The following is a 26,173-nucleotide window of genomic DNA, read 5'->3' as shown; positions in this document are numbered from 1 at the left end:
CCGGTCAGGGGCGGTCGCCGACCCGGGCCCCGGCGGCCCGGGTCTCCACCTCGCCGGCCCCGGCGGCGCCGGTCATCGCCAGCAGCTGGTCGAGCAGCCAGTCGGCCAGCTCCTCGGCGCCCATCGGGCGCTCCTGGAGCCAGATCAGCACCGCCGACTCCACCGTCGAGATCCAGCACCGCATGGCCAGCAGCTCGCGGGGGGCGGGCTCGCCCGCCCCCGAGCGCTCCAGCAGCAGGTCCAGCACCTGCCGGCGGACCTCGTCGATGACCGACTCGGTGCTCTCGGTGGCCACGATCGAGCCGCCGCGCAGCAGCGCGGTGTAGGCCGGGGCGTAGGCGTCGGCGAAGGCGATGAACGCCCGCAGCGCCGTGCGCAGCTGCTCGGTCACCGGAAGGTCGGGCGGGGGCGCCAGGCGCGGGGCCAGCTCGTCCACGGCGGTGCGCAGCGCCGCCTCGCGCAGCTCGGCCATGTTCGGGAAGTAGCGGTAGACCAGGGCCCGCGACACGTCCGCGGCCTCGGCCACGTCCTCGGGCGTCACCCGGTCGGGGGAGCGGAGCGCGAACAGCTCCAGGGCGGTGCGGATCAGGTCCTCGCGCCTCCGGTGCGGAGCCATCCGCCGGGGGCGCCGCGCCCCGGCTCCCGTGCGCTCGCTGCTGGCCATGGTCCCGACCGTACCGGCCCCGGTCACAGGTCGATGACCAGGCGCCCGCCGCCGGCGGCGCGGGACACGCACAGCGCGACCGTCCCCCGGTCGCCCGGGGCGCCGCCGGTCGGCCGGTCACGGTGGTCGGCCCGGCCCTCCAGCAGCGGCACCCGGCAGGTTCCGCAGAAGCCCTGGCGGCAGGAGAATGCGGCGCCGGGGACCACCGCCCGCACGGCGTCCAGGGCGGTGCGGTCGGCGGGCACGGCCACCACCCGTCCGCTGCGCGCCAGCTCCACCTCGAAGGGCGCGCCGCCGCGCACCGGCGGCGGGGAGAACCGCTCCCAGTGGAAGGGCAGGGGCGGCGCGTCCGGGAGCGCGGCGCGCACCGCCTCGATCAGCGGGGGCGGACCGCAGCAGTAGACCGACGCGCCGGCGGGCGGGGCGCCCAGCAGCTCCGCGCCGCCCGGGACGCCGCCGGCGTCGTCGGTGCGCACCTCGACGGAGCCCGAGGGGGCCCGGGGCAGCTCGTCGAGGAAGGGCAGGGCGGCGCGGGAGCGCCCGGCCACCACCAGGCGGTAGGGCGCTNNCCCCCCCCCCCCGGGGGGGGGGGCCCCCCCCCGCCGCGCCGCGGCCTTGGCCATCGGCAGGATCGGGGTGATGCCGATCCCGCCCGCGATGAACACGTAGCGCTCGGCGCGGGCGAACGGGAAGGCGTTGCGGGGGCCGCGCACCGCCACCTGGGCCCCCGGCTCCAGCGCGTGCACCTCGCCGGAGCCGGCGCCGCCGGGGATGCGCCGCACGGCGATGCGGTAGCCCGCGCGGTCGGCCGGGTCCCCGCACAGGGAGTACTGCCGGACCGTCCCCGAGGGCAGCACCAGGTCCAGGTGCCATCCGGGCTGCCAGGGCCGCACCGGGCGGCCGTCCAGGGGCTCCAGGCGCAGGGCGGCCACCTCCTCGGCGGGCCTGCCGACCGCCGCGACGCGCATGGGCACCGCCCCGGCGCCGTCGGAGTGCTCGGCGCCGGCGGGGTGCTTGGCGCCGCCGAGGGCCGACAGCAGGGGCTGCAGGCCGTCGGCGAGCCGGTCCAGGGCGCGGAAGAAGGGGTCGGGGCGGTCCCGGCCGTGCAGGTCGCGGGGGAAGGGCGGGTCCGCGTACCTCCGGTCGCCGTGCTTCACGCGTCCTCCGTCCCCTGCCGCTCGGCCGCCCGCGCGGCCGGGGAGACCGCCAGGTAGGACACGGCCTTGGCGGTCGAACCGACCTGCGAGGGATGGAAGCGCGGCTTGAAGTACTCGGGGACGGACCTGGCCAGGCGCCACAGGCTCGGCGTGACGCCCTGGCGCCCGCTGCGCAGGATGTCCCGCCACCGCGGCTTCAGGCGTCCTTTGGTCACCGGGTCGTTGGCGATCAGGAAGCGCACCCCGCGCACCCACAGGGCGGTCAGGGCGGCGGTGGAGACGACCATCGCCAGCGCGCGGCGCCGGTAGTCCCCGTCCACGTGCATGAACAGGTCGAAGGCGACCGATCGGTGCTCGACCTCTTCGGCGCCGTGCCAGCGCAGCAGGTCCAGCATGACCGGGTCGGCCCCGGCCCGGTCCAGGGCCTCGGCGTCCAGCACCCACTGCCCCAGCACGGCGGTCATGTGCTCGATCCCGGAGACCAGGGCCAGCCGGGTCATCAGCCAGGACTCGGCCCGGGCACCGGTCAGGCCGCGGTCGCCCAGCAGCCGCCGGAACATCCAGGCGATCTGCGAGACATAGGGGCCCGGATCCAGTCCGTGGGCGTCCATGTGGTCCAGGACCCCGGCGTGGGCCTCGGCGTGCACGGCCTCCTGGCCGATGAAGCCGAGCACGTCCTCGCGCAGCCGGTCGTCGCGGATATAGGGCAGGGCCTCTTTGAAGACCTCGACGAACCACCGTTCGCCCTCGGGCAGCAGGAGGTGCAGGACGTTGATGACGTGAGTGGCGAACGGGTCGCCCGGGATCCAGTGCAGGTCCAGGCGGGACCAGTCGAAGTGGACGTCGCGCGCGTGCAGCACGATGTGCTCGGGCTCGTCCTCGGGCAGGGCGGGAGCGGGGGAGCGTCCGGTGTCGGAGGTCATGGCGGTCCTCAGCGCATAGGGGTCAGGAGAGCGGTGACAGGCGCGCGGCGGCCCGCAGGGCGGCCGGGGAGACCCGTGACAGCGCCAGCCCGGCGCGGGCCTCGGCGGTGACGGGGAGCAGTTCGGGGCCGCGCTGGAGGGCGTCGGCGATCTCGCGCGCCGCGCGCTCGGGGGTGAACCCGCGCCGGCGGTACAGGCGGTTGAGCCGGTCGCGCGTCGATGAGCCGGTGTCGGGCCCGTCGCCTGCGCCGGCCCCCTCACCGGCGAAGCGGGTGGCCGAGATGATGCCGGTGCTGACCAGCCCGGGGCACACGGCGGTCACCCGGATGCCGTGCCCGGCCAGTTCGCCCCGCAGGCAGCGGCTGAGCATGAGCACGGCGGCCTTGGTGGAGGCGTAGGCCGGGTAGGCGCGCGAGGGAAGGTAGGCGGCGGCGGAGGCCGTGTTGAGGAGGCGCCCGCCCACGCCCTCCTCGACCATCATCGGGGCGAAGGCGCGGCAGCCGTTGATCACGCCCCACAGGTTGACGTCGATGGCGCGGCGCCAGTCGTCGTCGGCGGTCTCCAGGAAGGGGCCTCCGACGCCGATCCCGGCGTTGTTGACCACGGTGTCGGGGACCCCGTGCTCGGCGCGCACGCGCTTGGCGAAGGCGGCGACCGCATCGCCGTCGGCCACGTCGACGCGGTGGGCGGTGGCGCGCGGCCCCTCGCGCGAGGCCAGCTCGGCGGTGTGCTCGGCGGTGGCGGCGTCGATGTCGGCGCAGACCACGCGGGCCCCGCGGCGGGCCAGTTCCAGCGCGGTGGCGCGGCCGATGCCGCTGCCGGCGCCGGTGACCACGGCCAGCTGTCCGCCGAGCGGACGTGCCGCGGACCGGTCCCCGGGCTCGGGCACCGTGCCCTCCTCCACGCCCCTGACCAGCTCGCGCACGCGCCCGGCCACGACCCCTGGGCGCGTGCGGGGGATCCAGTGCCCGCCGGCCACCCGGTGGAACCGGAAGTCCTCGGCCCACTCGCCTGCGGACAGGACCAGGCTCTCGGCCATGAACAGTTCGTGGGTGGGGGCGAGGACCTGGACCGGCACGCCGGTGTGCCGCCGCCGGGGGCGCAGGAGCCGGTCGCGCATGTTCACCCGGTACAGCTCCAGGCCGTTCAGGTGGTTGCGCAGCAGCCTGCGGTCCCGGGGCGGCCGACCGTCGGACGGGCCGAAGCGCTCCAGCGCGCGCAGGGCCGCGCCTCCGACGCCGCTGAGCCAGGCCAGCTCGGGAACCCAGGGCAGGTGGAAGAAGCCGATGTAGGACGAGCGCAGCGCCTCGTCGGCCAGGTCCGCAAGCGCGCGCGGGCTGGGGCGCAGCCGGGAGCGCATCCAGTGCGCCGCGTGGTCCAGGCACGGGCCGGAGACGGAGGTGTAGGAGGCGAACAAGGGGGCGTGGCGCTCGTCGGTGACGGTGTGCCAGGCGGCGAGGGAGCCCCAGTCGTGGGCCAGCAGGTGCACGGGGCGGCCGCCGCCGGCGGCCCGGGCGACCCGGGCCGTGTCGTCGGCGAGCCGGTCCAGGGCGTAGCCGGAGCGCTCGCGCGGGGCGGGCGAGGCGCCGGCCCCGCGGACGTCGTAGACGACGACGTGGTGGTCCGCGGCCAGGCGGGCCACGACGCCGTCCCAGACCGAGGAGTCGTCGGGGTAGCCGTGGACGCACAGCACGGTGGGTGCAGCGGGGTCGCCGTAGGCGCGCGCCGCGAGCGCGAGCCCGTCCGCGGTGGGGACCCGGAACGCCGTTGCGGTGGTGCCGGTCACATCAGTGCGAGACATGGCGTCATGTTAAACAAGGTGTCAATAAGCGGCCAGAGGGGGACCGGGATTTCCCGCCGCGCCCGCCGGGCAGGAAGGGGGCATGCGATCGCGAGCGCGGCCGCGGCGGTGGGCCGCCGCGGCCCTCCTCCTCGCCGCGGCGCCGGCCTGCGCGGACGGCGGGGCGGGGGAGCCCGGCGGGGACCGGTACGGCACCGGATCCGAACCGCCGGCGGACGCGTCGGCAACGGCCGGGCGGACGGTCCCGCCCGGCGAGCCGGAGACCGTCGTCGGCGGCCTGGAGGTGCCCTGGTCGGTGGTGTTCTGGCCGGACGGCTCGGCGCTGGTGTCCGAGCGCGACTCGGCGCGCCTGCTGCGCCTGCCGCCGGGAGGCGGCGACGGCGGCGACGATGGGGACGGCGGCGCCGGGCGGGAGGCCGAAGAGGTCGGCACCGTGGAGGGGGTGGCGCCCGGAGGCGAGGGCGGGCTGCTGGGCCTGGCCGTGTCGCCGGATGCCGCTGAGTCCGGCGGGGACCTGTACGCCTACTACACCGCCGAGGACGAGAACCGGATCGTGCGCATGGACTACGCGCCGGGGGAGGGCCTCGGCGAGCAGGAGGTGGTCGCCGACGGCATCCCGGCCTCCGGCTTCCACAACGGGGGCCGGATCGAGTTCGGCCCGGACGGGATGCTGTACGCGGGCACGGGGGACGCGGGGCAGGAGGGCCGGTCCCAGGACACCGGCTCCCTCGGCGGGAAGATCCTGCGGATGACCCCCGAGGGCGACCCCGCGCCGGGCAACCCCTTCGACAACCTGGTCTACAGCTACGGCCACCGCAACGTGCAGGGGCTGGCCTGGCACGGCGAGACGCTGCTGGCCACGGAGTTCGGCCAGGACACCTGGGACGAGATCAACGCCGTACGGCCCGGCGGCGACCACGGCTGGCCCGAGGTCGAGGGAGAGGGCGGCGGGGAGGACCGCGTCGACCCGCTGGTCACCTGGCGGCCGGCCGAGGCCTCTCCGAGCGGTGCCGCCGTGGCGGGCGGCTCGCTGTGGGCGGCCGCCCTGCGCGGCGAACGGCTGTGGCGGCTGCCCCTGACCGGGGACCCGCAGGACCCCGTGGAGGAGCCGGAGGCGCTGTTCGTCGGCGAGTACGGACGCATCCGCGACGTGGTCACCGAACCCGGCGGGGAGGCGGTCTGGGCGGCCACGAGCAACCGCGACGGCCGAGGCGATCCGGGCCCCGAGGACGACCGCATCCTGCGGATCCCCCTGGAGGGGTGACCCTGGGCCTTAGCTGGGGAAGGCGAAGAGGTCTGAGGTGTCGATCGGGCCGGTGAACGGTCCGGGCAGGTGGAGGACTCCCTCGGAGTCCGGATGGACCTGCTTCTGGTAGACGCCCCCTTCGGGTTCCAGGAAGAGGGTGAGTTCTTCCGACTCCATGTCGACCAGAAGATAGGCGGGGACCTCTCCGCGGGCGTACCCGCGGGTCTTCTTCACCCTGTCGGTCTCGGCGTTGCCCGGGGATGTGATCTCGATGCTCAGAAGCGCCTCGTAGGAAGGGAACTTCCACTGGTCCTTGGTGATGAGGCCGTTGGGCAGGAGGACCAGGTCCGGAACGTACCGCTCTCCGCTGGGCATGATCAGCAGCGTGACGTTCTGCACGGGCTTGCACCCGCGGGGGAGGACCGGTGCCAGGGCCAGAGTGAGGTCCGTGGCGATGGCCGCATGCGCGGAGACCGGGGTGGGGGACAAGAGCAGGCTCCCGTCGATGATCTCCACCCGGTACCCCTCGGGCGGTTCCAGGTGATCGGCGACCTCGTTCAGGTCGTGCGGAGCTTCGCGGAACGGAGTCTCCGGGAGTGGTTCGGCCATCGGCCTGGCCTCCTCTGTCGTCCCGTCGTCCAGGAGCCTAGCGGTCGTCCTCCAGGTTAGTCCGGCGTTTCGACGGATCCCAGGGAACGCCGTGCGGCCCGCCCCTCACACCCCCTCGGTGTGGTGCAGCGCCTCGGTGATCTTCTCGGCGGCCGCCGTCACCGCCGGGGCGTGCAGGCGGCCGGGGGAGCGCGTCAGGCGCTCGATCGGGCCGGAGACCGACACCGCGGCGATCACCCGGCCCCCGGGGCCGTGGATCGGGGCCGACACCGACGCCACGCCCTGCTCGCGCTCGCCCACGCTCTGGGCCCACCGCCTGCGGCGCACCTGGGTCAGGCTCTGCGCGGTGAAGTGCGCCCCGCGCAGGCTGCGGCGGATGCGGTCGGCGTCCTCCCAGGCCAGCAGGACCTGGGCGGCCGACCCGGCGTTCATCGGCAGCTCGCTGCCGACCGGCACCGTGTCGCGCAGGCCGCTGGCGCGCTCGGCGGCGGCCACGCACACCCGCACGTCGCCCTGGCGCCGGTAGAGCTGGGCGCTCTCCCCGGTGAGGTCGCGCAGCTGGGACAGCACCGGCGTGGAGACCGCGAGCAGCCGGTCCTCACCGGTGGCGATGGACAGCTCGCCCAGGCGCGGCCCGAGCACGAACCGGCCCTGGCTGTCGCGGGTCACCATCCGGTGCCGCTCCAGGGCCACCGCCAGCCGGTGGGCCGTGGGCCGGGCCAGGCCGGTGATGCGCACGAGCTGGGCCAGCGAGGCCGGCCCCGATTCCAGGGCGTCGAGGACCGACATCGTCTTGTCCAGGACGCCGACGCCGCTCGATGGGCTAGAGTTGTCCATGGCTTGATATTGCCGTCTCGATATGTGGAATGCAAATCCACTCGGGCCGACGCGTGTCCGCGTCGCGGCCGGCCCGCGGGGCGGCGGGTGTCGGGCCCGTGGAACCGTTGACCCGCACCGCCGAGACGCGAGGAGGCGTCGCACATGGCTCGCACGATGGCCGAGAAGGTCTGGGAGGAGCACGTCGTCCGGCGTGCCGAGGGCGAACCCGACCTGCTCTACATCGACCTCCACCTGGTGCACGAGGTGACCAGCCCGCAGGCCTTCGAGGGCCTGCGCCTGGCCGGCCGGGGCGTGCGCCGCCCCGACCTGACCGTGGCCACCGAGGACCACAACGTCCCCACCGAGAACGTCCTCGGGCCCATCGCCGACAAGGTCTCGCGCACCCAGATCGAGACGCTGCGCAAGAACGCCTCGGAGTTCGGTGTGCGGCTGTTCCCGATGGGCGACATCGACCAGGGCATCGTCCACGTGGTGGGACCGCAGATGGGCCTGACCCAGCCGGGGATGACCATCGTCTGCGGCGACAGCCACACCAGCACCCACGGCGCCTTCGGCGCCCTGGCGTTCGGCATCGGCACCAGCCAGGTCGAGCACGTGCTCGCCACCCAGACGCTGCCGATGACGCCGTTCAAGACCATGGCCGTCACGGTGGAGGGCGAGCTCAGGCCGGGGGTGACCGCCAAGGACATCATCCTGGCGGTGATCGCCGAGATCGGCACCGGCGGCGGGCAGGGCCACGTCATCGAGTACCGCGGCTCGGCCATCCGGTCGCTGTCGATGGAGGCCCGGATGACCGTGTGCAACATGTCGATCGAGGCCGGAGCGCGCGCGGGGATGATCGCCCCCGACGAGACCACCTTCGACTACATCCAGGGCCGCCCGCACGCCCCGCAGGGCGAGCAGTGGGACGCCGCCGTCGCCCACTGGAAGAGCCTGCGCACCGACGACGAGGCCGAGTTCGACCACGAGGTGGTGCTGCGCGCCGAGGACATCGGGCCGTTCGTCACCTGGGGCACCAACCCCGGCCAGGGAGTGTCGCTGGACGCCGCGGTCCCCGCGCCGTCCGACTTCGAGGACCCCAGCGCGCGCGCCGCCGCGGAGAAGGCCCTGGCCTACATGGACCTGGAGGCCGGCACCCGGATGCGCGACATCGCCGTGGACACGGTCTTCCTGGGGTCGTGCACCAACGGGCGGATCGAGGACCTGCGCGCCGCCGCCGAGGTCATCCGGGGCCGCAAGGTCGCCGACGGGGTGCGGATGCTGGTGGTCCCCGGGTCCATGCGGGTCAAGGAGCAGGCCAACGCCGAGGGTCTGGGCGAGGTGTTCACCGAGGCCGGGGCCGAGTGGCGCGAGGCGGGCTGCTCCATGTGCCTGGGGATGAACCCCGACCAGCTCAAGCCGGGGGAGCGCAGCGCCTCCACCTCGAACCGCAACTTCGAGGGGCGCCAGGGCAAGGGCGGCCGCACCCACCTGGTCTCGCCGCTGGTGGCCGCCGCCACCGCCGTGCGCGGCACCCTGTCCTCGCCCGCCGACCTGTAGCCGCCGCCCCGACGACGACGGAGACGACGGAACCCGAAAGGCTCAGAGCATGGAGAAGTTCACCGTCCACACCGGCCGGGGCGCCCCCCTGCGCGCGGGCAACGTGGACACCGACCAGATCATCCCGGCGGTCTACCTCAAGCGGGTCGCCCGTACCGGCTTCGAGGACGGCCTGTTCGCCGCCTGGCGCGCCGCCGACCCGGAGTTCGTCCTGAACAAGGAGGAGTTCTCCGGCGCGGACGTGCTCATCGCCGGCCCCGACTTCGGCACCGGGTCCTCGCGCGAGCACGCGGTCTGGGCGCTGCAGGACTACGGCTTCAAGGCGGTGCTGTCCCCGCGCTTCGCCGACATCTTCCGCGGCAACTCGCTCAAGGGCGGGCTGCTCACGGTGGTGCTGCCCCAGGAGGTGATCGAGCGGCTGTGGGACATGGTCGAGGCCGACCCGTCCACCCCGATCACCGTGGACCTGGTCGAGCGCGAGGTGCGCGCCCCCGGGGTGGCCGAGCCCTTCGAGATCGACGACTACACGCGCTGGCGGCTGATGGAGGGGCTGGACGACATCGCCCTGACCCTGCGCCACACCGACGACATCGGGGCGTTCGAGGAGCGGCGGTCGCCGTGGCTTCCGGTGGCGCAGTAGGGCCCGGCGGGGGTCCGGAGGGGGCGTCGGAGGCGGGCTCCGGCGCCCCGGACGCCCCGCCCGGCGCGGAATTTTACCTGGACTTGGCGCGGCGCCTGCGGGAGGCCCACCGGCGCGCGGAGGCCCTCCCCGAGGGTGTCCGGATTCCGGTTATTCGTAGGCTTTTGACGGTCACAGAAGCGGTCAAAAGGGATCCCGTGCGTGGTTCCGAGCGGCTCGACCGGATGCTGGAGGAGATCTCTTCGCAGGTGGACGACCCCCCGACACGCTGAGAACTTTCGGTGTTTGTGTTTGTGCCGGGGCCCTCCGGTCCCCTAATTTCGTGCGAGCAAGGGGGAACCGGAGGAACCAATGAACAAGCGTGACCTGATCGACGCGATCTCCGACCGGCTGGGGGACAAGAAGACCGCAACCGAGGCCGTGAACGCCGTGTTGGAGACCATCCAGAAGACCGTCGCCGAAGGCGACAAGGTGGCCATCACCGGATTCGGCGTGTTCGAGAAGGCCGAGCGCGCCGCCCGGACCGCCCGTAACCCCGCCACCGGGGAGACCATCAACGTCCCCGCCAGCTTCGTCCCGAAGTTCCGGGCCGGGGCCGACTTCAAGGACCTGGTCAACGGCAAGAAGAAGTAACCCCTGGGCGGTGCGGCGCCGCCCGGCCCTACGGGGCCGGGCGGCGCCGTCGTGTGCGCACCCCTGAGCGGCGCGCCATCACAGGCCCAGCCGCCCCAGCACCTTGGCCGTGTGCGGGCCCACGCCCAGCGCGCGCGCCTGGGCCAGGTCCTCGCGGGTGTCCACGTCCCGCCGCAGCCCCGGCACGTCCGTGCGGAGGATCTCCACCGTCCCCAGCGAACGGTGCCGGAGGCGGGAGCGCCCCTCGAACGCCGGAAGGAACACCGAGCCCGGTGCGGCGGCGTACAGCGTGGTGCCCACACCCTGGGCGTCGGCGGCGAAGGACCGAGCGTGCAGCCCGGCGTCGGCGAGCACCCGGTCCAGCTCGTCGGGGCGCAGGGCGGGCAGGTCGGCCGAGAGGGCGCACACCCCGGCTTCGGGCAGCGCGCGGCGGGCCCGCTCGGCCCCGTGGCCCAGAGCGGGGTTCAAGCCGCCGCCGGGCTCCCCGTCGACGATGTGCGCGCCCAGGGCGCCCAGCGCCTCGTGCGCGCGGGCGTCGTCGGTCACCGCGAACACCCGCCCGACGCGGGAGCAGGCCGCCGCGGCCATCACCGTGTCGCAGGCGAAGGCCAGCGCCAGCTCTGCGCGCGCGGCGGCGTCCGGCCCTGCCAGGCGCGTCTTCGCGTCCTCCAGGGCCTTGACCGGGACCAGCACCGACCACAGCAGCGTCACCGGCGCACTTCCCCCTCGGCTCGATGGGACCCCGGAACGGCGCGACCCGGGACGGACTCAGAAAAAGGGTAAACAGGACGCGGTCCGTCCGCGGACGCCCGGCTCGCCCCCGGCGCCGGACGTTCGCCGACGGGCGCCCGTGACATGGGCGGATCGTCGGGCCTCCTAGACTGGATCGACCGCGCGCGGCCCGTTCTCCCCCCTGGGGCCGTGCGGCGCGCGCCGATGACCAGGGGCGAATCCGGAGGAAGCAGTGGCCCAGCAACGCGAGTCGCGGTGGGTGAAGGTCGTCGTGGCCTCCATCGTGCGCCCGATCCTGCGGGCGGTGACCCGGCCCGAGTGGCGCGGGCAGGAGAACGTCCCCCGCGAGGGCGGCGTCATCATCGCCGCCAACCACCTGTCGATGTCCGACCCGCTCACCATCGCGCACTTCCTCTACGTGGGCGGGCGCCGGTGGCCCACCTTCACCATGAAGGAGGCCGTGATGCGCATCCCCGTGGTGCGCTCGGTGGCCAAGAGCACCGGCCAGATCCCCGTCAAGCGGGGCAGCACCGACGCCGTCAAGGCGCTCCAGGAGGCCGAGAACGCCCTGGTGCGCGACGGCAGCTCGGTCATCTTCTACCCGGAGGGCACCTGCACCCGCGACCCCGACCTGTGGCCCATGGTGGCCAAGACGGGCGTGGCGCGCCTGGCGCTGTCCACCGGCGTCCCCGTGGTCCCGCTGGCGCACTGGGGCGAACAGCACCTGCTGCCCTACGGCACCACCAAGCTGCGCCCGTTCCCGCGCAAGAAGGTGCAGATGGTGGCCGGCCCGCCGGTCGACCTGTCGGCCTATGAGGGCAAGCCCCTGACGGCGACCCTGCTCAAGGAGGCCACCACCGACATCATGCGCGCCATCACCGACCTCCAGGCCGGCATCCGCGGCGAGGAGCCCCCGGCTGTGCCCTACGACCCCAAGCAGGCGCGGCGGACGCCCCTGCAGGAGGGGGCCGAGGAAGGGACCGCAGAGGGCACGGGCGAGGGCGCCTGACCCGGACGCCCGCCCGCTCGGGGCGCCCCGGAGGACCGGGGCGCCCTTCGCACGATGCCGCACGATGCCGCACGAGTCTGCACGATGCTGCAGGACCAGGAGCTTCAGAAAGGGGCCGCATGACGAAGGTCGCGGTCATGGGCGGCGGTTCGTGGGGGACCGCCTTCGCCAACGTGCTGGCCGACGCCGGCGCGGCCCAGGTGGAGGTCCACGGACGCCGCGCCGAGGTCGCCGAGGCGATCACCACCCGGCACGCCAACCCCGACTACCTGCCGGGGATCGAGCTCAACCCCGCCCTTTCGGCCACCACCGACGCGGCCAAGGCCCTCAGCGGCGCCGAGTTCGCCGTGGTCGCGGTGCCCTCCCAGTCGCTGCGGGCCAACCTGCGCGACTGGGCGCCGCACATCGCCCCCGGGACCGTCGTCGTCAGCCTGATCAAGGGCGTGGAGCTGGGCACCTCGCTGCGGGCCAGCGAGGTGATCACCGCCGAGCTGGGGCTGCCCGCCGAGCAGGTGGCCGTGGTCACCGGCCCCAACCTGGCCCGCGAGATCGCCGAGCGGCAGCCGGCCACCGCCGTGGTGGCCTGCCCGCACGAGCCCACCGCGGTGCGCTTCCAGCACCTGTGCAAGTCCGCCTACTTCCGCCCCTACAGCAGCACCGACCTGGTCGGCGCCGAGCTGGGCGGCGCGGTCAAGAACGTGATCGCCCTGGCCGTGGGGGTGGCCGTGGGCATGGGCTTCGGCGACAACGCCAAGGCGGCGCTGATCACCCGGGGGCTGGCCGAGACCGTGCGGCTCGCCGTCGCGCTGGGCGCCGACGAGCACACCCTGGCCGGGCTGGCCGGCATGGGGGACCTGGTGGCCACCTGCTCCTCGCCGCTGTCGCGCAACCGCACCTTCGGCGAGCAGCTGGGCAAGGGGCTGACCGTCGAGCAGGCCGTCGAGCGGACCCGGCAGACCGCGGAGGGGGTCAAGTCCTGCGAGTCGATCCTGGCGCTCGCGCGCACCAACGGGATCGACATGCCCATCACCGAGGCGGTGGTCGGCATGATCCACCACGAGCTGTCCCCGGCCGAGGCGCTGCAGGCCTTCATGGCGCGCACCGCCAAGCCCGAGCGGTACGGAGTCTGAGGAGGCGACCATGAGCGAGTCCGGAGAGTACGGCGAGGCGACGCGGGCGGTGCGGCTGCCCATCGGGGACGGGCCCCAGGGCGAGCGGCCCATGCGCCCGCCGGTGCACCGCAGCACCACCTACGCCTTCGAGGCCTCCCAGGACTACGCCGACGTGCTGGACGGGGCCCGCGGCGGCTACTCCTACGCCCGCATCGACAACCCCACCGCCGACGCCTTCGCCACCGCCCTGGCGGCCATGGAGGGCGCCGGCGCCGACCGGCCGGTGCACGGGCAGGCCTTCGCCTCGGGCATGGCGGCGATCAGCACGGCGCTACTGGCGCTCACCTCGGCCGGGTCGCACGTGGTCGCCTCGCGCGCGCTGTACGGCAACACCTACTCGCTCCTCGACGGGCTGCTGCGCCGCTTCGGGGTGGAGACCGACTTCGTGGACGCCGGCGACATCGACCAGGTGCGCGCCGCGATGCGACCGGAGACGGCGCTGGTGTTCACCGAGACCCTGTCCAACCCCGGCATGCTCGTGGCCGACCTGCCGGCCCTCGCGCGCGCGGCCCACGACGGCGGCGCCCTGCTGGTGGTGGACTCCACCTTCGCCTCTCCGGCGGTGTGCCGCCCCTTGGAGCACGGCGCCGACCTGGTCCTGCACTCGGCCACCAAGTACATCGGCGGGCACAGCGACGCCACCGGCGGCGCCGCCGTCGGGTTCGCCGGGCCGATCGCCCGGGTGCGCGCGGCCCGCATCGACCTGGGCCCCACCCTGGCGCCCGACGAGGCCTACCTGCTCCACCGGGGGCTGGAGACGCTGCCGCTGCGCATGGAACGCCAGTGCGCCACCGCCGCCGAGTTCGCCGCCGCGGTGGCCGCCCACCCCGCGGTCGCCCGGGTCGACCACCCCTCGCTCCCCGGGCACCCCGGTCACGGGCTCGCCCGCGCGCTCTTCGACGCAGGCCGCTGCGGCGCGGTGGTGAACGTCGCCCTGCACGGCGGCCGCAAGGAGGGCATGGCCTTCGCCGACGCGCTGGAGCTGGCCGACGTGGCCGCCTCGCTGGGAGGAACGCACACCCTGGCCGGGCACGCCGCCTCCACCACGCACCGCCAGCTGAGCGACGCCGAGCTGGAGAGGGCGGGCATCGCGGCGAGCGCGGTACGCTTCTCCATCGGCCTGGAGGACCCGCGGGACCTGGTCCGTGACGCACTCGCGGCGCTCGACGCCTGCGGCGGGGCGTGACGGACGGGCCTGGGCGGGTATGCGGTCACCGGGGGACGGGGCCGATCGGACAGTACCGGAGCGCCGCCGCGGCGCCCGGATCTCTACGAGGCGAGATTGGGTCGGGCAGTATGGCCGAGCAGCGCAGAACGACCGAGCAGGGCAGGGTCCGCGTCGCCGTGGTCTTCGGCGGGCGCAGTTCCGAGCACGAGATCAGCTGCGTCACGGCGGGCAGCGTCCTGTCGGTGATCGACACCGACCGCTATGAAGTGGTGCCGGTGGGCATCACCCGTACCGGCGAGTGGGTTCTGGCCTCCGGTGACCCCGACCGCCTGGCGATCGACGGCGACCGCCTGCCGACCGTGGAGGGCGCGGGCGGCGGGCAGGCCCTGGCGCTGCCGTTCGACTCCGGGTCCGGCCTGGCGGTGCTGGAGCCCGACGCGGTCCCGCGGCGCCTGGGGGAGGTCGACGTGGTGCTGCCGCTGCTGCACGGCCCCTACGGCGAGGACGGCACCATCCAGGGCCTGTTCGAGATGATGGGCGCGCGCTACGTGGGCGCGGGCGTGTTCGCCAGCGCCGCCTCGATGGACAAGGTCTTCATGAAGGCCATGCTCACCGGGCACGGCATCGCCACCGGGGCCTACGTGCCGGTGACCGACCGCGAGTGGCGGACCGAGCGCAAGCGGGTGCTGGACGACATCGCCAAGCTGGGCGAGGTGCTGTTCGTCAAGCCCGCGCGCGCCGGGAGCAGCGTCGGTATCACCAAGGTGCCGGACGGCTCCGACACCGACGCGGTCGTGGCCGCCATCGAGACCGCGCGCGAGCACGACCCCAAGGTGATCGTGGAGGCGGCCCTGTCCGGGCGCGAGGTCGAGTGCGGCGTCCTGCAGGGCGTCGGCGGGGCCGCTCCCGAGGCGTCCCTGCCGGCCGAGATCCACGTGGCCGACGGGTTCGACTTCTACGACTTCGAGGCCAAGTACCTCTCCAGCAGCAGCCTGACCATCCCGGCGGACCTGCCGGAGGAGGTCATCGAGCGCATCCGCGCCCTGGCCGTGCGCACCTTCGAGGCCATGGGGTGCGAAGGGCTGGCGCGGGTGGACTTCTTCTACGGCGACGACGGCGAGGTCTACGTCAACGAGCTCAACACGATGCCGGGGTTCACCCCCAGCTCGGCGTTCCCGCAGATGTGGGCGGCCACCGGCGTGGACTACGCGGCGCTGGTGGACCGCCTCATCACCACGGCCCTGGACCGCCCGGCCGGCCTGCGCTGAGGCGCGTTCCGCGGCCGCGCCACTCCAGCGGACGCCATCCGCCAGGGCGGTGGTATCGGCCCGCGCGTTTGAAGCGGCGGTCGCACAAGCAAGGGGGCCTTCCGGCTCCGGAGCGGACTGCGACTGTGGACTGCGAGGTCAACGCCGGTTCCCTCAGAAGGCCCACCCCGGTACGCCCCTGCCTTCGACCGGGCATATCCGGGGTCGAGCGGCACGCCGGTGGACCGGCCCTTTCGGGCCGCTACGGCCACCACCGGCCGCGCACCGGACTCTCCGGCCCCGTCTCTAGCGGCCCGGCGGCGTGAACCCCTGGGGCGGCGCCGGCGGGTGGCCGTGCGGGGGTCCGGGAGGAACCGGCGGTGCGGCGGGCGCGGCCGGGCCGGGCGGGACCTGCGGGGCGCCCGGCGGCACGGCGGGGAGGACCCGGCGGGCCAGCAGGGTGCCGCCGGCGGTCGCGGCGGGGAACACCAGCACGGCCACGAACGGCACAGCCAGCAGCAGGTAGGCGGGCACCGCGAAGCCCAGGGACAGCGCCTTGCGGGACCACAGCGCGCGGCGGCGGTCGCCCAGGCGGCGCATCCCGCGCCGGTCGAAGGCGGCGCCCACCAGCTCCATGCCGAGCAGGAACCCGCCGACCAGGGCCGAGACCACCGGCACCACCGTCTGCCCGACGACCGGGACGAACCCGGCGATCAGCATCGGCACGGCGAACAGCGCCGAGACCAGCACCAGGACCAGCGACTGGCGGACCGACCGCGCGATGGACCCGGCCAGCGACTCGTCGACCTCCGGAGCGCCGCCCAGGCGCTCCTCCACGTCCTCGGCGATCAGGTCGTACAGGGGCGCGCCCAGGGCCAGGGTCAGGCCGGTGAAGCCGACCACCATGACCAGCACGGCGCCGCCCACCATCAGCACCCCCGCGGTGACCTGGACGGTCGTCCGCCAGCCCTCGGACCAGTCGTCGGCGAAGGGGGTGGCCCAGGCGGCCAGGTCGCCGATGTTGAGCAGCAGCGCGATGAGCGCGCCGAGGAACAGCAGCGAGGTGAACAGCGGGGGGATGGCGCCCAGGAAGAACAGCTTGGGCCGGCTCAGAACCATGCCGGCCCCGCGAAGCAGGAGCCCTGCCCCGGAGAAGACGTCGCGAACGGCGGAGATCATGGTCGGTGAGCCTACCGAGTGGCGGCGGCCGCCGGATCCCGCGATGCCGGGCGGGGCCGCCCGGCATCGCTCCGCCATGGCCGCCCGCCAGGGACGACGGCACCCGTCGGGCCGTCTGCGGAGCGGATCACCTTGCTCCCCTCAAGGAAGCCGCGGCCCTTGGTCCGGGGAGGGAACGGGCCCGAGCCGCTGTGAATCCGGCGGTCGCCGGCCCGCCTGGGCCCTGCGCCGCGGTCGCCCGCTCGGGGAGCCCCCGGATCACCGGAGCCCAGGCCTGTGCCCGAGGGCACGGAGGATCCCGGTGAGGGGGAGGAAACCGTCCACAGGCGGAGGCGGCCCACTGGCGGGCGGGTGCGCCGCCGCTGTCCCATGAGGGGCATGGACGATTTCGCAGCCCTCACCTCCCTGGCCGCTTCCCAGCACGGGGTCGTCTCCCGCGACCAGGCCCGCGGCTGCGGGCTGGCGGACCGGGCGATCGACCGGCTCGTGCGGTCCCGGCGCTGGGCCCGGGTCCGGCCCAACGTCTACCGGGTGGAGCCGGGGCCGCTGCCGCTGGCCGCCCGGGTCAAGGCCGTGCAGCTGTCGCTGGGGCCCCGGGCGGTGGCGGTCGGGCCCACCGCCGCCCGGCTCTGGGGCGTCCAGGGGCCCCTGCCCGGTCCCGGGTACGAGCACGTGCACGTCAGCGCACCGGGGCGGGGCGGCGGGGCCTCGGCGGGCGTGCGCCGGTACGGCTGGGACGTGCCGCCGGGCGAGACCACGGTGCGCCGGGGCCTGCGCCTGACCACCCCGGCCCGCACCCTCCGGGACACGGTGCTGGTGACCGACCGCTTCACCGCCGTCAGCGTGCTGGACTCGGCGCTCAACCTGGGGCTGGTCGACCCGGGCGAGCTGGAGGAGCTGGCCGCCGCCAACGCGGGCAGGCTCGGCGCGCCGCGCAGCCGCCCGTGGTGGGGGCAGGCCGACGGGCGGGCCGAGAGCACCTTCGAGACCCGGCTGCGGCTGGTGCTGGCCGACCGCGGCCTGGCCCCGCAGGAGCTGCAGTACCCGGTGTTCACCGCGGAGGGGGAGCTGGCCGGCCGCGCCGACCTGGCCTGGCCGGAGTGGGGTGTGGCGGCCGAGGCCGACGGCGCCGGGCCGCACTCGCTGCCGGACGCGCTCTTCGCCGACCGCAGACGGCACAACCGCATGGCGACGGCCCCGGGCCGCCTGGTGCTGCTCCGCTTCACGTGGAGCGACCTGCGCCACCCCGACCAGATCGCCGAAATGGTCCGCGAAGCCCGCTCCCAGGCCCCCTGATCCCGCGTCGGACCGGGCGCCCGGCCGGTGCATCGGGTGGACGCACGGAGACGCACGAACCCCCCGGCGAGGGCCCACCGGTTGTGCCGTCGTTGCCGCTGTTCCCGGACCGAGAGAGGCCGGGCGGCCGACCGGCAGCACCGGGGAACCACCGCGCCTCTTCGTCGCCGCCCTTCCCCGGCACCCCGGCGACCCTGCACCCGGCCGCGGCGGGTGAGTGGGAGCCGCCCGCGCCGCCGGCTTCTACGGTGACCGTCGGCGCACCGTATCGGCCCGGGCCTCGGGCGAAGGCGCCGCTCCAGTGGACACGACCGGTGCGGCGCGGACCGGACCAGTGCGGACCGGACCGGACCGGCGAGGTCCCCCGGTGCTCATGTCTCGGGCAGGAACGGGCTGGGGGTGCCGTGCCAGGAGACGTAGAGGCGTTCGCGGGCCCGTGTGCAGGCCACGTACAGCAGCGACCGCTGCGCCTCCAGGTCCGCCCGGTGCTGGTTCTCGTCCTGTTCGGCCGGGGTCACGTGGTCCAGCAGCGGCAGTGCCGCCGCGGTGGCTCCGGTGACCGCCACCGCCCGGAACTCCAGGCCCTTGACCCCGTGCATGGTGGCCACCCGCACCGACCCGGCCGCGTCGGTGACCGCCTGCTCGCGCGGGTTGAACGCCGCCGCCGGCAGCGAGCGGGCCCGCAGATGGGCGGCGACCGCGTCGCGCTGCCGGTTGGTGCGGGCGGTCACGCACACGTCCGCCGGGGCGATGCCCTCGGCCAGCCAGCCGCGCACCTGCTCGGCCAGGGCGTCCAGCTCGGCGGGCTCGTCGGCGGCGCCGTGCCGCCGGGGCTCGGGGCCGCTGAGCACGCACCGGTCGGCCCCCTCCGGCTCGGGGGCCGAGCCGCCCAGCTCCTCGGTGGTGCGCCCGGCGACGATGCCGCCCGCCCAGTCCAGGATCTGCCGGGTGGTGCGGTAGTTGACGCGCAGCGGGTAGGAGCGGCCCACCACGTTGATGCCCAGCCGCTTGAAGGAGACCGTGTTGTCGTAGATGCGCTGGCGGTTGTCCCCCGCGATGAACAGGTCGTCCGGCCCCTCCGCGGCGGCGGCCCGCAGCGTGCGCCACTGCATCGGGTGCAGGTCCTGCGCCTCGTCGACCACGACGCTGGTGTAGGGCGCCTCCGGCCGCTCGGCCAGGAGGCGGGCGGCCTCGGCGTGCATCTCCTCGGCCGGCAGCGCGCGCCCGGTGCGCATCAGCGCGCGGGCCTCGCTGATGGCGTGCCAGACCGCGCGCCGCTGGTCGGCGGCCAGGGGCGTGCTGCGGCCGCGCCGCGCATCGGGGTCGAGGTAGCCCTCCAGGGTGGTGATCTGCTGGGCCATCACCACGTGCCGGTACTCCGAGTACAGGAAGTCCGGCGGGTAGGCCAGCCCGTGCTGGCGGGCGATGTTGGCGAACACGCCCCGGGTGTCGGTGCGCAGCCGCATGTCCGGGTGGGCCCGGCGGACCACGTCCAGGGCGAGCTTGTCGATGGTCACCACGTCCACGTCGTCCAGCAGCGGCGGATCCAGCAGCAGCGCCAGGTTGCCCTTGAGCGAGTCCACCAGGGCGTTGGTGAAGCTGGTGAGCAGGATGCGCCCGTCCAGCGGCAGGTGTTCGGCCAGGTGCTTGACCCGGTGCAGGGCGACGACGGTCTTGCCGGTGCCGGGACCGCCGGTGACCTTGGCCGGGCCCCCGAAGCGCGGCCGGTAGGCCAGGTCGCGCTGCTTGGGGTGGAGGAAGACGCGCCAGGCGTTGAACTCCCCGGCGAGCACGTCCTCGATCTCCTGGTCGTCGCCGACCACGATGACCCGCTCACGGGTGTTGCGGATGGCGGCGTCGTAGTCGTCGGTGGCGACCGCCCCCACACGCGGGCGGCGCGGGGCCACCACCTCCTCCTGCACCCGGCGCACCGGGTGCCCCTCGGCCAGGGCGGACAGCACCTCGAACTGGTCCTGGGGCAGCGCGGGGCGCCAGGCCGCCAGTTCCCGGGCCGAGCCGAGGCTGCGGACGAAGCGGCGGATCTCGGGGTCCACGCCCAGCCGCTCCAGGTCGCCGTCGGAGACGGCGTCGAAGGGGCCGGCCGGCTCCTCGGGGGCGGGCTCCTCGGGGACGGTCTTCTCCAGCGCGGTCGCGTCCCGCCGCTCCAGGGTGCCCATGACGCCGTTGACGTCGTGCCGCTGGTCCCGGGCCCAGCCCTCGGCGGTGTCCCGGGGCAGCAGGTGGACCAGCAGGAACGTCTCGCCGGACTCGGGGGCGAGCATCACCCCGGTCCAGGAGTCGCTGATCCGGAAGGTGCGGATGCGGGGGTCCTGTCCGGCGGGGAGCGAGCGGATGCGCAGGTCGGGGTGGGCGAGCAGGGCGTCCAGGGGGAGCTCTCTGAACATGCGGGTGGCGGCGCGCAGCCGTTCGCGCGTGGGCCGGTCGAGCTTGTCGTACTGGGGCAGACACGTCGCATCGATGGCCAGCTGGGGCATGGGCCTCCTCACATCCGGCGCGCAAGCCACTTGCGTCTCGCCTTACATGCCCGATTCTCGCGGAGGCCTCGGACAAACCGCCCGAGTGGCCCGAAGCGGCCAAGACCGGGCGGCCGTCCGCCGGCCGTCCGCCGGCCGTCCGCGGGCCGACCGGATGGTGGTCCCCTCAGAACACCAGGTGCACGATCAGCGCGATCAGCGGGATCGACAGGGTCGTGCGCAGGACGAACAGGGCCAGGCAGTCGCGCAGCCGGACGGGCACGTCCAGCTCCAGCAGCAGCGGGATGGTCGCCGAGAAGAACAGCAGCTGGGTCAGCGACAGCACCGCCACGAAGAACTTGGCCTCCACGGCCGCCCCGGTCGCGAACAGCGCGGGCAGGAACATCTCGCTGAGCCCCACCAGGGAAGCCGGGGCCACGACGTCGGCGTCGGGGATGCCCAGCAGGGCGATCACCGGCTCCAGGGGACGGCCGAGCCAGTCGAAGACGGGGGTGTGCTGGGCGGCCAGGACCGCGGCGGTGCCCACCGCCAGGATCGTCGGCAGGATCACCAGTGCCAGGCGCACCCCTTCGGCGAACCCGGTCGCGCACTCGCGGGCCACCCCGCGGGAGGCGCCCGCGCGCTCCACGGCCCGCCGCACCGCCGTGCGCACCAGGGGGCCTTCGGGCTCGGGCTCGGGCCGGGGCTCGGCCGCGTAGGTGTCGGGTTTGCGCGACAGCGGCGGGATGCGCACCAGGACCGCCGCCAGGACCACCGACAGCCCCAGCACCGAGCCCACGATCAGCGGGAAGTAGGGCATCAGGTCCAGGGTGGCGGCCACCACGGCGAAGAAGCCCAGGCTGACACTGCTGAAGCAGGTGGCGATGGTCGCCGACTCCCGCGCGCTGTAGCGCCCCTCCAGGTACATCCGGTTGGTCACGTACAGCCCGATGGAGTAGGAGCCCACGAACGAGGCCAGGGCGTCCAGGGCGCCGCGCCCCGGCACCCGGAACAGCGGGCGCATCACCGGGCGGGCGAGCGTGCCGATGAACTCCAGGCCGCCGTAGGAGACCAGAAGCGTCACGAAGACCGCCCCGATGGGCACGATCACCGCGACCGCCACCACGACGCTGTCGAAGATCATCGGCCCCACGCCTTCGTCGAGCAGGGCGGCCGGCCCCGTGCCGGAGACGACCATCACCGCCACGGCCGCCCCGGCGAGGCGGATGGCGGTGAAGACCCACCCGGTGGCGAAGGGGGACAGGTCGACCGGCCAGGTGCGCCCCAGTGCGCGCTGCGCCGCCGCGCCCAGGGTGAGCAGGGCCGAGATGGTGATCAGGGCCAGCACCGTGAAGCGCACCAGGGTCGGCGCGCCGTCCCGGATCGCGCTCACCAGCAGGTCGAAGGGGATGGTCCAGGCGCCGCCCACGCGCAGCGGCAGCAGGAAGAAGAACAGCCCGGTGAGGGTGGCCGCGGCGAACCGGACGGCGGCGGTGCGGGGAGGCGCCGCGGCCGGGGCCGCGGACCGGGGGGCGTCTGACATGGGGAGACCTCCGCGACGGGTGTGACGCGGCCCATTGTTCGCCAGGTCACACGCGCCGCCCCGGCCCTCTGGGCCCCCTCCGCCGCCGCCGGGCGGACACACCTCCGCTGACCTGCTCTGATGCGGTCACGGGTGTCCCAAATACCAGACAGGATGTGGCGCGGCGGGTCGGAGCGGGCCGTGCGCGAACCCGGTCGCGGCCCGGCGCATCCGAAACGGTGACCCCCGCGAGCGTCCGGCGCCCCGGGGCGGATGCGGGACCCGGTGCGCAGCAGGCGGTCTGAGAGCATCAGGGCGTTGCCCCCGAGGCCGGGAATGAGGAGCAGATGACCGAGCGGCCCACCCCCCAGCCGCCCGCCGCCGGGCCGGTCTCCCGGCGCCGCCTGAGCGCGCACGCCGCCGGATGGGCGGCGTGGGGCTGCCTGTCCATCGCGGCCACGGTCCTGCAGAACGCCCCCGACCTGCTCGACTGGCTGCCCAACGAGGCGATCTGGGGCCTGGTGGTCATCGGCGCCCTGGCCCAGCTCCCCTTCATCGTGCGGGACGTGCGGCGCACCTCGGCGGGGCGGGGCGCACAGCCCTTCTGGCGGGAGGGGCGCGGCGACAACCTGCTGCACCCCGAGCCCCACTTCACCGGCTACGGCGAGCAGCGGCGGCGGCTCCGGCGCCTGTTCCGGGGCTTCCCCCGGCCCGGCCGGCGCGGCCTGGCCGCGCGCCTGCGCCCGTGGCTGCTCCCCGGCCGGCACACCCCGCCGCTGGTCGTGGTGGTCACCGGCGCCCCCGGGACCGGAAAGAGCCAGCTGGCCAACCGGATCGCCCGGGACGTGCAGGACCGCTTCCCCGACGGCTCCCGGTGGGTGGACCTGACCACCGGCACCAGCCCCGACGAGGAGGAGGGCGAGGAGCCGCCCGGCGGCGCGGCGGCCCGCATGCGCCTGCGCGACGTGCTCCCGCGGCGCCTGCGCCGGCTGCCCGGGCGGTCCGGGCCCGACGAGGGGGACCCGGCGGCCGAGCGGGCGGCCGAGTTCGCCGCGGCCGCCGCCTCCTCGCGCCCGCGCACGGTCCCGGACCTGTTGGAGGAGCTGCTCGGCGCCTCCGGCGACAGCCCCCGCGGCCCCCGCCGCCACCTGGAGGAGGCCTGGCGCAGCCGCACCGCCGGGCGGCGCCTGCTCCTGGTGCTGGAGAACGCCCAGGACCCTGCACAGGTCGCGGCGCTGCTGCCGAACAGCCCTTACAGCGCCGTGGTCGTCACCTCCCGCCGCCCCTTCCACGACGTCGGGTTCTCCTATGTCGAAGAGCACCTGGAAGGGCTGACCCAGGACGAGGGCGCCGAACTCCTCGACCGCCAGGTCCCCCTGCCCTCGGACGCCCGGGAGCGCGAGCACGAGCGCGCGCTGCGCCGCACCATCGCCTCCCACTGCCACGGCCTGCCGCTGGCCCTGAAGATGTGCGGCACCCGCCTGGCCTCGCACAGCGGCGAGGACACCGAGGAGCTGCTGGACAAGCTGCGCAGCACCGATGGCACCCCGCTGCTGGGTCCGACCGGGTTCCCGGCCTCCTTCCTGGGGGTGTTCCGGCTCTGCGGCACCGAGGCCGCCCGCCTGCTGCACCGCATGGCCGCCACGGGCATGCGGGAGGTCGCCGACTACGGTGCCGCCGCGCTGCTGGACGCCGACCGGGCCCGAGCCGCCGAGGTCCTGGCCGAGCTGGTGGGGCTGTCCCTGATCGAGCCGATCGGGCGCGCCGACGACGGGGTGCACCGGTACCGGATGCACCAGCTGGTGCACGACACCATGCGCACGCTCGGCCCGGCCGAACTGGGCGTGGACCCCGAGGAGGCGCGCCGGGAGTGGTCGCCCGAGGCGGCCCGGGAGGCCGGGCGGAGGCTGGTGGCCGCCTACACCTGGATGGTCGAGCGCGCCGCCGCCGACCAGCACCGGGTCGACGCGGGCTTCCCCCGGCCGCCGATCGCCGGCGCCGACCCCGGCCCCGGGGACGACGGGGGCCTGGGGCTGGCCGGCCCGGAGCACCCGCCGGCCTGGCTGGACCGGGAGCGNGGGGCGGGCCGCCGACGCCGGCCACGCCCGGCTCGGCTGGCGGCTGGCGCGCGCCTTCGCGGTGATGTGCCAGGCCCTGCGCGCCCACTGGGAGGAGTGGGACCAGGCGGTCGAGGCCCAGCTCGCGCTGGCCTACGGGCACGGCGACCTGCACGCCCTGGGCATGGCCCTGCTGGACGCCTCGGAGCTGTCCGGCGCGCGCGGGCAGTACAGGCCCGGCGTCGTCTACGCCGAGCGCGCGCTCTACGCCTTCGAGCAGAAGGGTGTGGACGAGCGCTGGCTGGCCCGCGCCCGCCGCGCGCGCGGGGTCTGCCTCCAGCGCTGGGGCGAGCTGGACGGCGCCAAGGAGGAGCTGGAGCGCGCCGAGGCGGTGATGGCCCGGCACGGGGAGCGCTGGTGGCGCGCGCGGACGCTGTACAACCTCGCCGAGCTCAACGCCGACATCGGCAGCCTGGGCCCCGCCTCGGACCTGCTGCGGTGGGCGTGCGACCTCTTCGCCGAGGAGGGCGACACCGGCCAGAGCGACCTGGCCCGGGTCATGCTCTCCGAGGTCCACGCCGATGAAGGCCACCAGCTGCGGGCCTGGTACGAGCTCAGCGAGCTGTGCGCGCGCTTCCGCGCCGAACAGCGGCTCTGGTACGCCGCCCAGTGCCTGCGCGTCCTGGGCGGCCTGGACGAGAAGGCGCTGCGCGCTCAGTGGCGCACGGTCGAGTCGCTGCTCAAGGAGGTGGCCCGGGTCGGCAGGCGGGCGCGGTTCGACGCCGGGGCCCAGCGTGATGTGCGCGGCGACGGCGCCGCAGCGGTGCTCGGCGGCGCGGTCCAGGACGCGCGGGGCCGCCGCGACCGGATCACCGCCCGGCTCGCCGAACTGCTCGGCGACGAGAACGCGGTCCGCGCCGCGCGCGCGGAGGCCGACCCGGCGGTGCTGCGCCGCACCGCGCGGCGGCTGCGGCGGGCCTGGTCCGCGCGCGGGCGCATGGCCCTGGTGCGCGAGTCGATCGTGCTCATGGAGCGCATGGGCGACGAGTGGGGCGTGCAGCGCGCGCGCCTGACCCTGGGGCGGGTGCTCGTGCGCGCCGGTGCGTTCCCCGACGCCGAGCGCGCCTTCGCGGCCGCGGCCGCCGGGTTCGGCGCGCTCAGCCAGGCGGGCCAGCGCTCGGGGGAGCCGGGCGACCTCCGCTGGGAGGCGCGCACCCACCACATCGCCGCCGAGGACCTCTACCACGNGCGCCCCGCCCCCCAGCCGCTGGCCGGCGCGCTGCATGACGCCCACCGGCACGCCCGGCAGGCGCTGCGGCTCTACCGCGAGCGGGGCAACAGCGCGGGGGAGACCGCCGTGCTCATCCTGTGCGCCCGCATCATGTGGGTGGACGGCGCCGAGCTGCGGCGGGTGGCCGACGAACTGGAGGCGGCGGTGCGACGGGCGGACGAGCACGGGTGGCGGGAGCTGCGGGCCGAGGCCGTGGAGTTCCGCGACCGGATCGCCGCCAAGTATCCCGAGATCGCGCGGCTGTGGCCCATCCACTGAGCCCGGCCCCGGTAGGGTCGCCATGTGGGAGCAGCGAAGCGGGCGGCACTGGCCGCCGGGAGCGCGGCGGCAGCGGCCCTTGGGCCCACCGCCTGGGCGCACGCGTCGGCGCTGGGGCGCCGGTTCGGCCCCGAGGACGTGCCCGTCCGGCCGGTGGCCCTGGTGCTCGGGGCGGGGATGAAGCCGCATGGGCCCTCCCTGCTGCTGGCGCGGCGGCTCGACCTGGCCGCGCTGCTGCACCGGACGGGTCGGGTGCGCGCCGTCCTGGTCTCAGGCGACAACCGCGAGGCGTCCGGGTGCGAGACCGACGGGATGAGCGCCTACCTGGTGGCCGCGGGCGTTCCCGCGGCCTGCATCGCCGCCGACCCCTACGGCTTCCGCACCTGGGACAGCTTCGTGCGTGCCCGTGACGTCTACGGGATCAACTCCGCCACCGTGGTCACCCAGGGGTTCCACCTGCCGCGCGCGCTCGCGCTGGCCGCGGCGGCCGGTATCGACGCCGTGGGCGTGGGAGACGACAGTTGGCGGGCGCGCCCGCGCGCCACCGCGCTGGGCCATGTGCGCGAGATCGGTGCCAACGCCCGCGCGCTGAGCGACGCCCTGTCCCGCCCCGCCCCGTTCCGCACCTGCTCGCCGCGGGACGACGTGCGGGACGCGCTCCTGGCCGCGGAGGGGCACCGGGTCGCGCCGGAGGTCGGCGGACGGGGATAATCGGC

22 protein-coding genes are annotated in these 26,173 nt (G+C 75.2%); 12 read left to right on the top strand and 10 right to left on the bottom strand.

Annotated elements, in window-relative coordinates:
• Positions 1-4: 4 nt before the first annotated feature.
• From D450_RS0102690 to D450_RS0102675, 4 genes are all read right to left on the bottom strand, one after another.
• Positions 5-616: a TetR/AcrR family transcriptional regulator gene (locus D450_RS0102690; RefSeq protein WP_017557178.1), complete on the bottom strand. Its 612-nt coding sequence runs from the start codon at positions 614-616 to the stop codon at positions 5-7.
• Positions 617-687: 71 nt separating this feature from the next.
• Complete coding sequence (locus tag D450_RS0102685; protein ID WP_017537138.1) at positions 688-1,821, bottom strand: PDR/VanB family oxidoreductase; 1,134 nt, start codon at positions 1,819-1,821, stop codon at positions 688-690.
• Positions 1,818-2,744, bottom strand: coding sequence for a metal-dependent hydrolase (locus tag D450_RS0102680; RefSeq protein ID WP_017537137.1), 927 nt, complete (start codon positions 2,742-2,744; stop codon positions 1,818-1,820). Before D450_RS0102680 ends, D450_RS0102685 begins: the two co-directional genes overlap by 4 nt.
• A 22-nt stretch (positions 2,745-2,766) precedes the next feature.
• A complete protein-coding gene (locus tag D450_RS0102675; RefSeq protein WP_241483030.1) occupies positions 2,767-4,545 on the bottom strand; it encodes an SDR family oxidoreductase in 1,779 nt (592 codons plus the stop codon).
• Between the two features lie 82 nt (positions 4,546-4,627).
• On the opposite strand from D450_RS0102675, the gene D450_RS0102670 reads away from it, so the two are divergent.
• Complete coding sequence (locus D450_RS0102670; RefSeq protein WP_017537135.1) at positions 4,628-5,809, top strand: PQQ-dependent sugar dehydrogenase; 1,182 nt, start codon at positions 4,628-4,630, stop codon at positions 5,807-5,809.
• A gap of 9 nt (positions 5,810-5,818) precedes the next feature.
• On the opposite strand, the gene D450_RS0102665 is transcribed toward D450_RS0102670, so the two are convergent.
• Both D450_RS0102665 and D450_RS0102660 read right to left on the bottom strand, forming a co-directional pair.
• A complete protein-coding gene (locus D450_RS0102665; protein ID WP_017537134.1) occupies positions 5,819-6,400 on the bottom strand; it encodes a Uma2 family endonuclease in 582 nt (193 codons plus the stop codon).
• 105 nt (positions 6,401-6,505) lie between these two features.
• Positions 6,506-7,189 carry an IclR family transcriptional regulator gene (locus tag D450_RS0102660; RefSeq protein WP_017537133.1) on the bottom strand — a complete coding sequence of 228 codons (684 nt, stop codon included), beginning with the start codon at positions 7,187-7,189 and terminating at the stop codon, positions 6,506-6,508.
• Between the two features lie 192 nt (positions 7,190-7,381).
• Between D450_RS0102660 and leuC the strand changes: the two genes are divergently transcribed.
• The 4 genes from leuC (at position 7,382) to D450_RS0102640 (ending at position 10,052) form a co-directional block, all read left to right on the top strand.
• Entirely contained in the window at positions 7,382-8,779 is a 1,398-nt protein-coding gene (gene leuC / locus D450_RS0102655) for a 3-isopropylmalate dehydratase large subunit (protein WP_017557184.1), read from the top strand.
• A gap of 49 nt (positions 8,780-8,828) precedes the next feature.
• A complete protein-coding gene (gene leuD / locus D450_RS0102650) occupies positions 8,829-9,419 on the top strand; it encodes a 3-isopropylmalate dehydratase small subunit (RefSeq protein ID WP_017537131.1) in 591 nt (196 codons plus the stop codon).
• Positions 9,398-9,691 (top strand): SCO5555 family protein, encoded by a 294-nt coding sequence (locus tag D450_RS35705; RefSeq protein ID WP_017537130.1) that lies wholly within the window; start codon positions 9,398-9,400, stop codon positions 9,689-9,691. Before leuD ends, D450_RS35705 begins: the two co-directional genes overlap by 22 nt.
• 79 nt (positions 9,692-9,770) lie before the next feature.
• A complete protein-coding gene (locus tag D450_RS0102640) occupies positions 9,771-10,052 on the top strand; it encodes an HU family DNA-binding protein (RefSeq protein WP_017537129.1) in 282 nt (93 codons plus the stop codon).
• 78 nt (positions 10,053-10,130) lie between these two features.
• Here the strand turns inward: D450_RS0102640 and cofC are convergent, their stop codons facing one another.
• Positions 10,131-10,763, bottom strand: a complete 633-nt coding sequence (gene cofC / locus D450_RS0102635; protein ID WP_017537128.1) for a 2-phospho-L-lactate guanylyltransferase — start codon at positions 10,761-10,763, stop codon at positions 10,131-10,133.
• A gap of 253 nt (positions 10,764-11,016) precedes the next feature.
• Here cofC and D450_RS0102630 point away from each other — a divergent pair, with 253 nt between their 5' ends.
• From D450_RS0102630 to D450_RS0102615, 4 genes are all read left to right on the top strand, one after another.
• Entirely contained in the window at positions 11,017-11,793 is a 777-nt protein-coding gene (locus tag D450_RS0102630; RefSeq protein ID WP_017537127.1) for a lysophospholipid acyltransferase family protein, read from the top strand.
• Positions 11,794-11,912: 119 nt separating this feature from the next.
• Positions 11,913-12,923 (top strand): NAD(P)H-dependent glycerol-3-phosphate dehydrogenase, encoded by a 1,011-nt coding sequence (locus D450_RS0102625; protein ID WP_017537126.1) that lies wholly within the window; start codon positions 11,913-11,915, stop codon positions 12,921-12,923.
• Positions 12,924-12,933: 10 nt separating this feature from the next.
• Entirely contained in the window at positions 12,934-14,151 is a 1,218-nt protein-coding gene (locus tag D450_RS0102620) for a trans-sulfuration enzyme family protein (protein WP_017537125.1), read from the top strand.
• Positions 14,152-14,261: 110 nt separating this feature from the next.
• Entirely contained in the window at positions 14,262-15,401 is a 1,140-nt protein-coding gene (locus D450_RS0102615) for a D-alanine--D-alanine ligase family protein (RefSeq protein WP_017537124.1), read from the top strand.
• 285 nt (positions 15,402-15,686) lie between these two features.
• Here D450_RS0102615 and D450_RS0102610 read toward each other — a convergent pair whose 3' ends face one another.
• A complete protein-coding gene (locus D450_RS0102610; protein ID WP_017537123.1) occupies positions 15,687-16,559 on the bottom strand; it encodes an EI24 domain-containing protein in 873 nt (290 codons plus the stop codon).
• 378 nt (positions 16,560-16,937) lie between these two features.
• Here D450_RS0102610 and D450_RS0102605 point away from each other — a divergent pair, with 378 nt between their 5' ends.
• Positions 16,938-17,855, top strand: a complete 918-nt coding sequence (locus D450_RS0102605) for a type IV toxin-antitoxin system AbiEi family antitoxin domain-containing protein (RefSeq protein ID WP_017537122.1) — start codon at positions 16,938-16,940, stop codon at positions 17,853-17,855.
• A 371-nt stretch (positions 17,856-18,226) separates the two neighbouring features.
• Here D450_RS0102605 and D450_RS0102600 read toward each other — a convergent pair whose 3' ends face one another.
• Positions 18,227-20,350 (bottom strand): UvrD-helicase domain-containing protein, encoded by a 2,124-nt coding sequence (locus tag D450_RS0102600; protein ID WP_017537121.1) that lies wholly within the window; start codon positions 20,348-20,350, stop codon positions 18,227-18,229.
• A gap of 166 nt (positions 20,351-20,516) precedes the next feature.
• Positions 20,517-21,872: a YjiH family protein gene (locus D450_RS0102595; protein WP_017537120.1), complete on the bottom strand. Its 1,356-nt coding sequence runs from the start codon at positions 21,870-21,872 to the stop codon at positions 20,517-20,519.
• A 326-nt stretch (positions 21,873-22,198) separates the two neighbouring features.
• On the opposite strand from D450_RS0102595, the gene D450_RS34105 reads away from it, so the two are divergent.
• Positions 22,199-24,493, top strand: a complete 2,295-nt coding sequence (locus D450_RS34105; protein ID WP_026128344.1) for an NB-ARC domain-containing protein — start codon at positions 22,199-22,201, stop codon at positions 24,491-24,493.
• Positions 24,494-25,481: 988 nt separating this feature from the next.
• Entirely contained in the window at positions 25,482-26,168 is a 687-nt protein-coding gene (locus D450_RS0102580) for a SanA/YdcF family protein (RefSeq protein WP_017537118.1), read from the top strand.
• Positions 26,169-26,173: the final 5 nt, after the last annotated feature.

Source organism: Nocardiopsis halophila DSM 44494 (assembly GCF_000341245.1).
Lineage (GTDB): Bacteria > Actinomycetota > Actinomycetes > Streptosporangiales > Streptosporangiaceae > Nocardiopsis_A > Nocardiopsis_A halophila.
The sequence above is the reverse complement of the archived record's forward strand: the minus strand, read 5'-3'. Positions and strand labels throughout refer to the sequence as shown.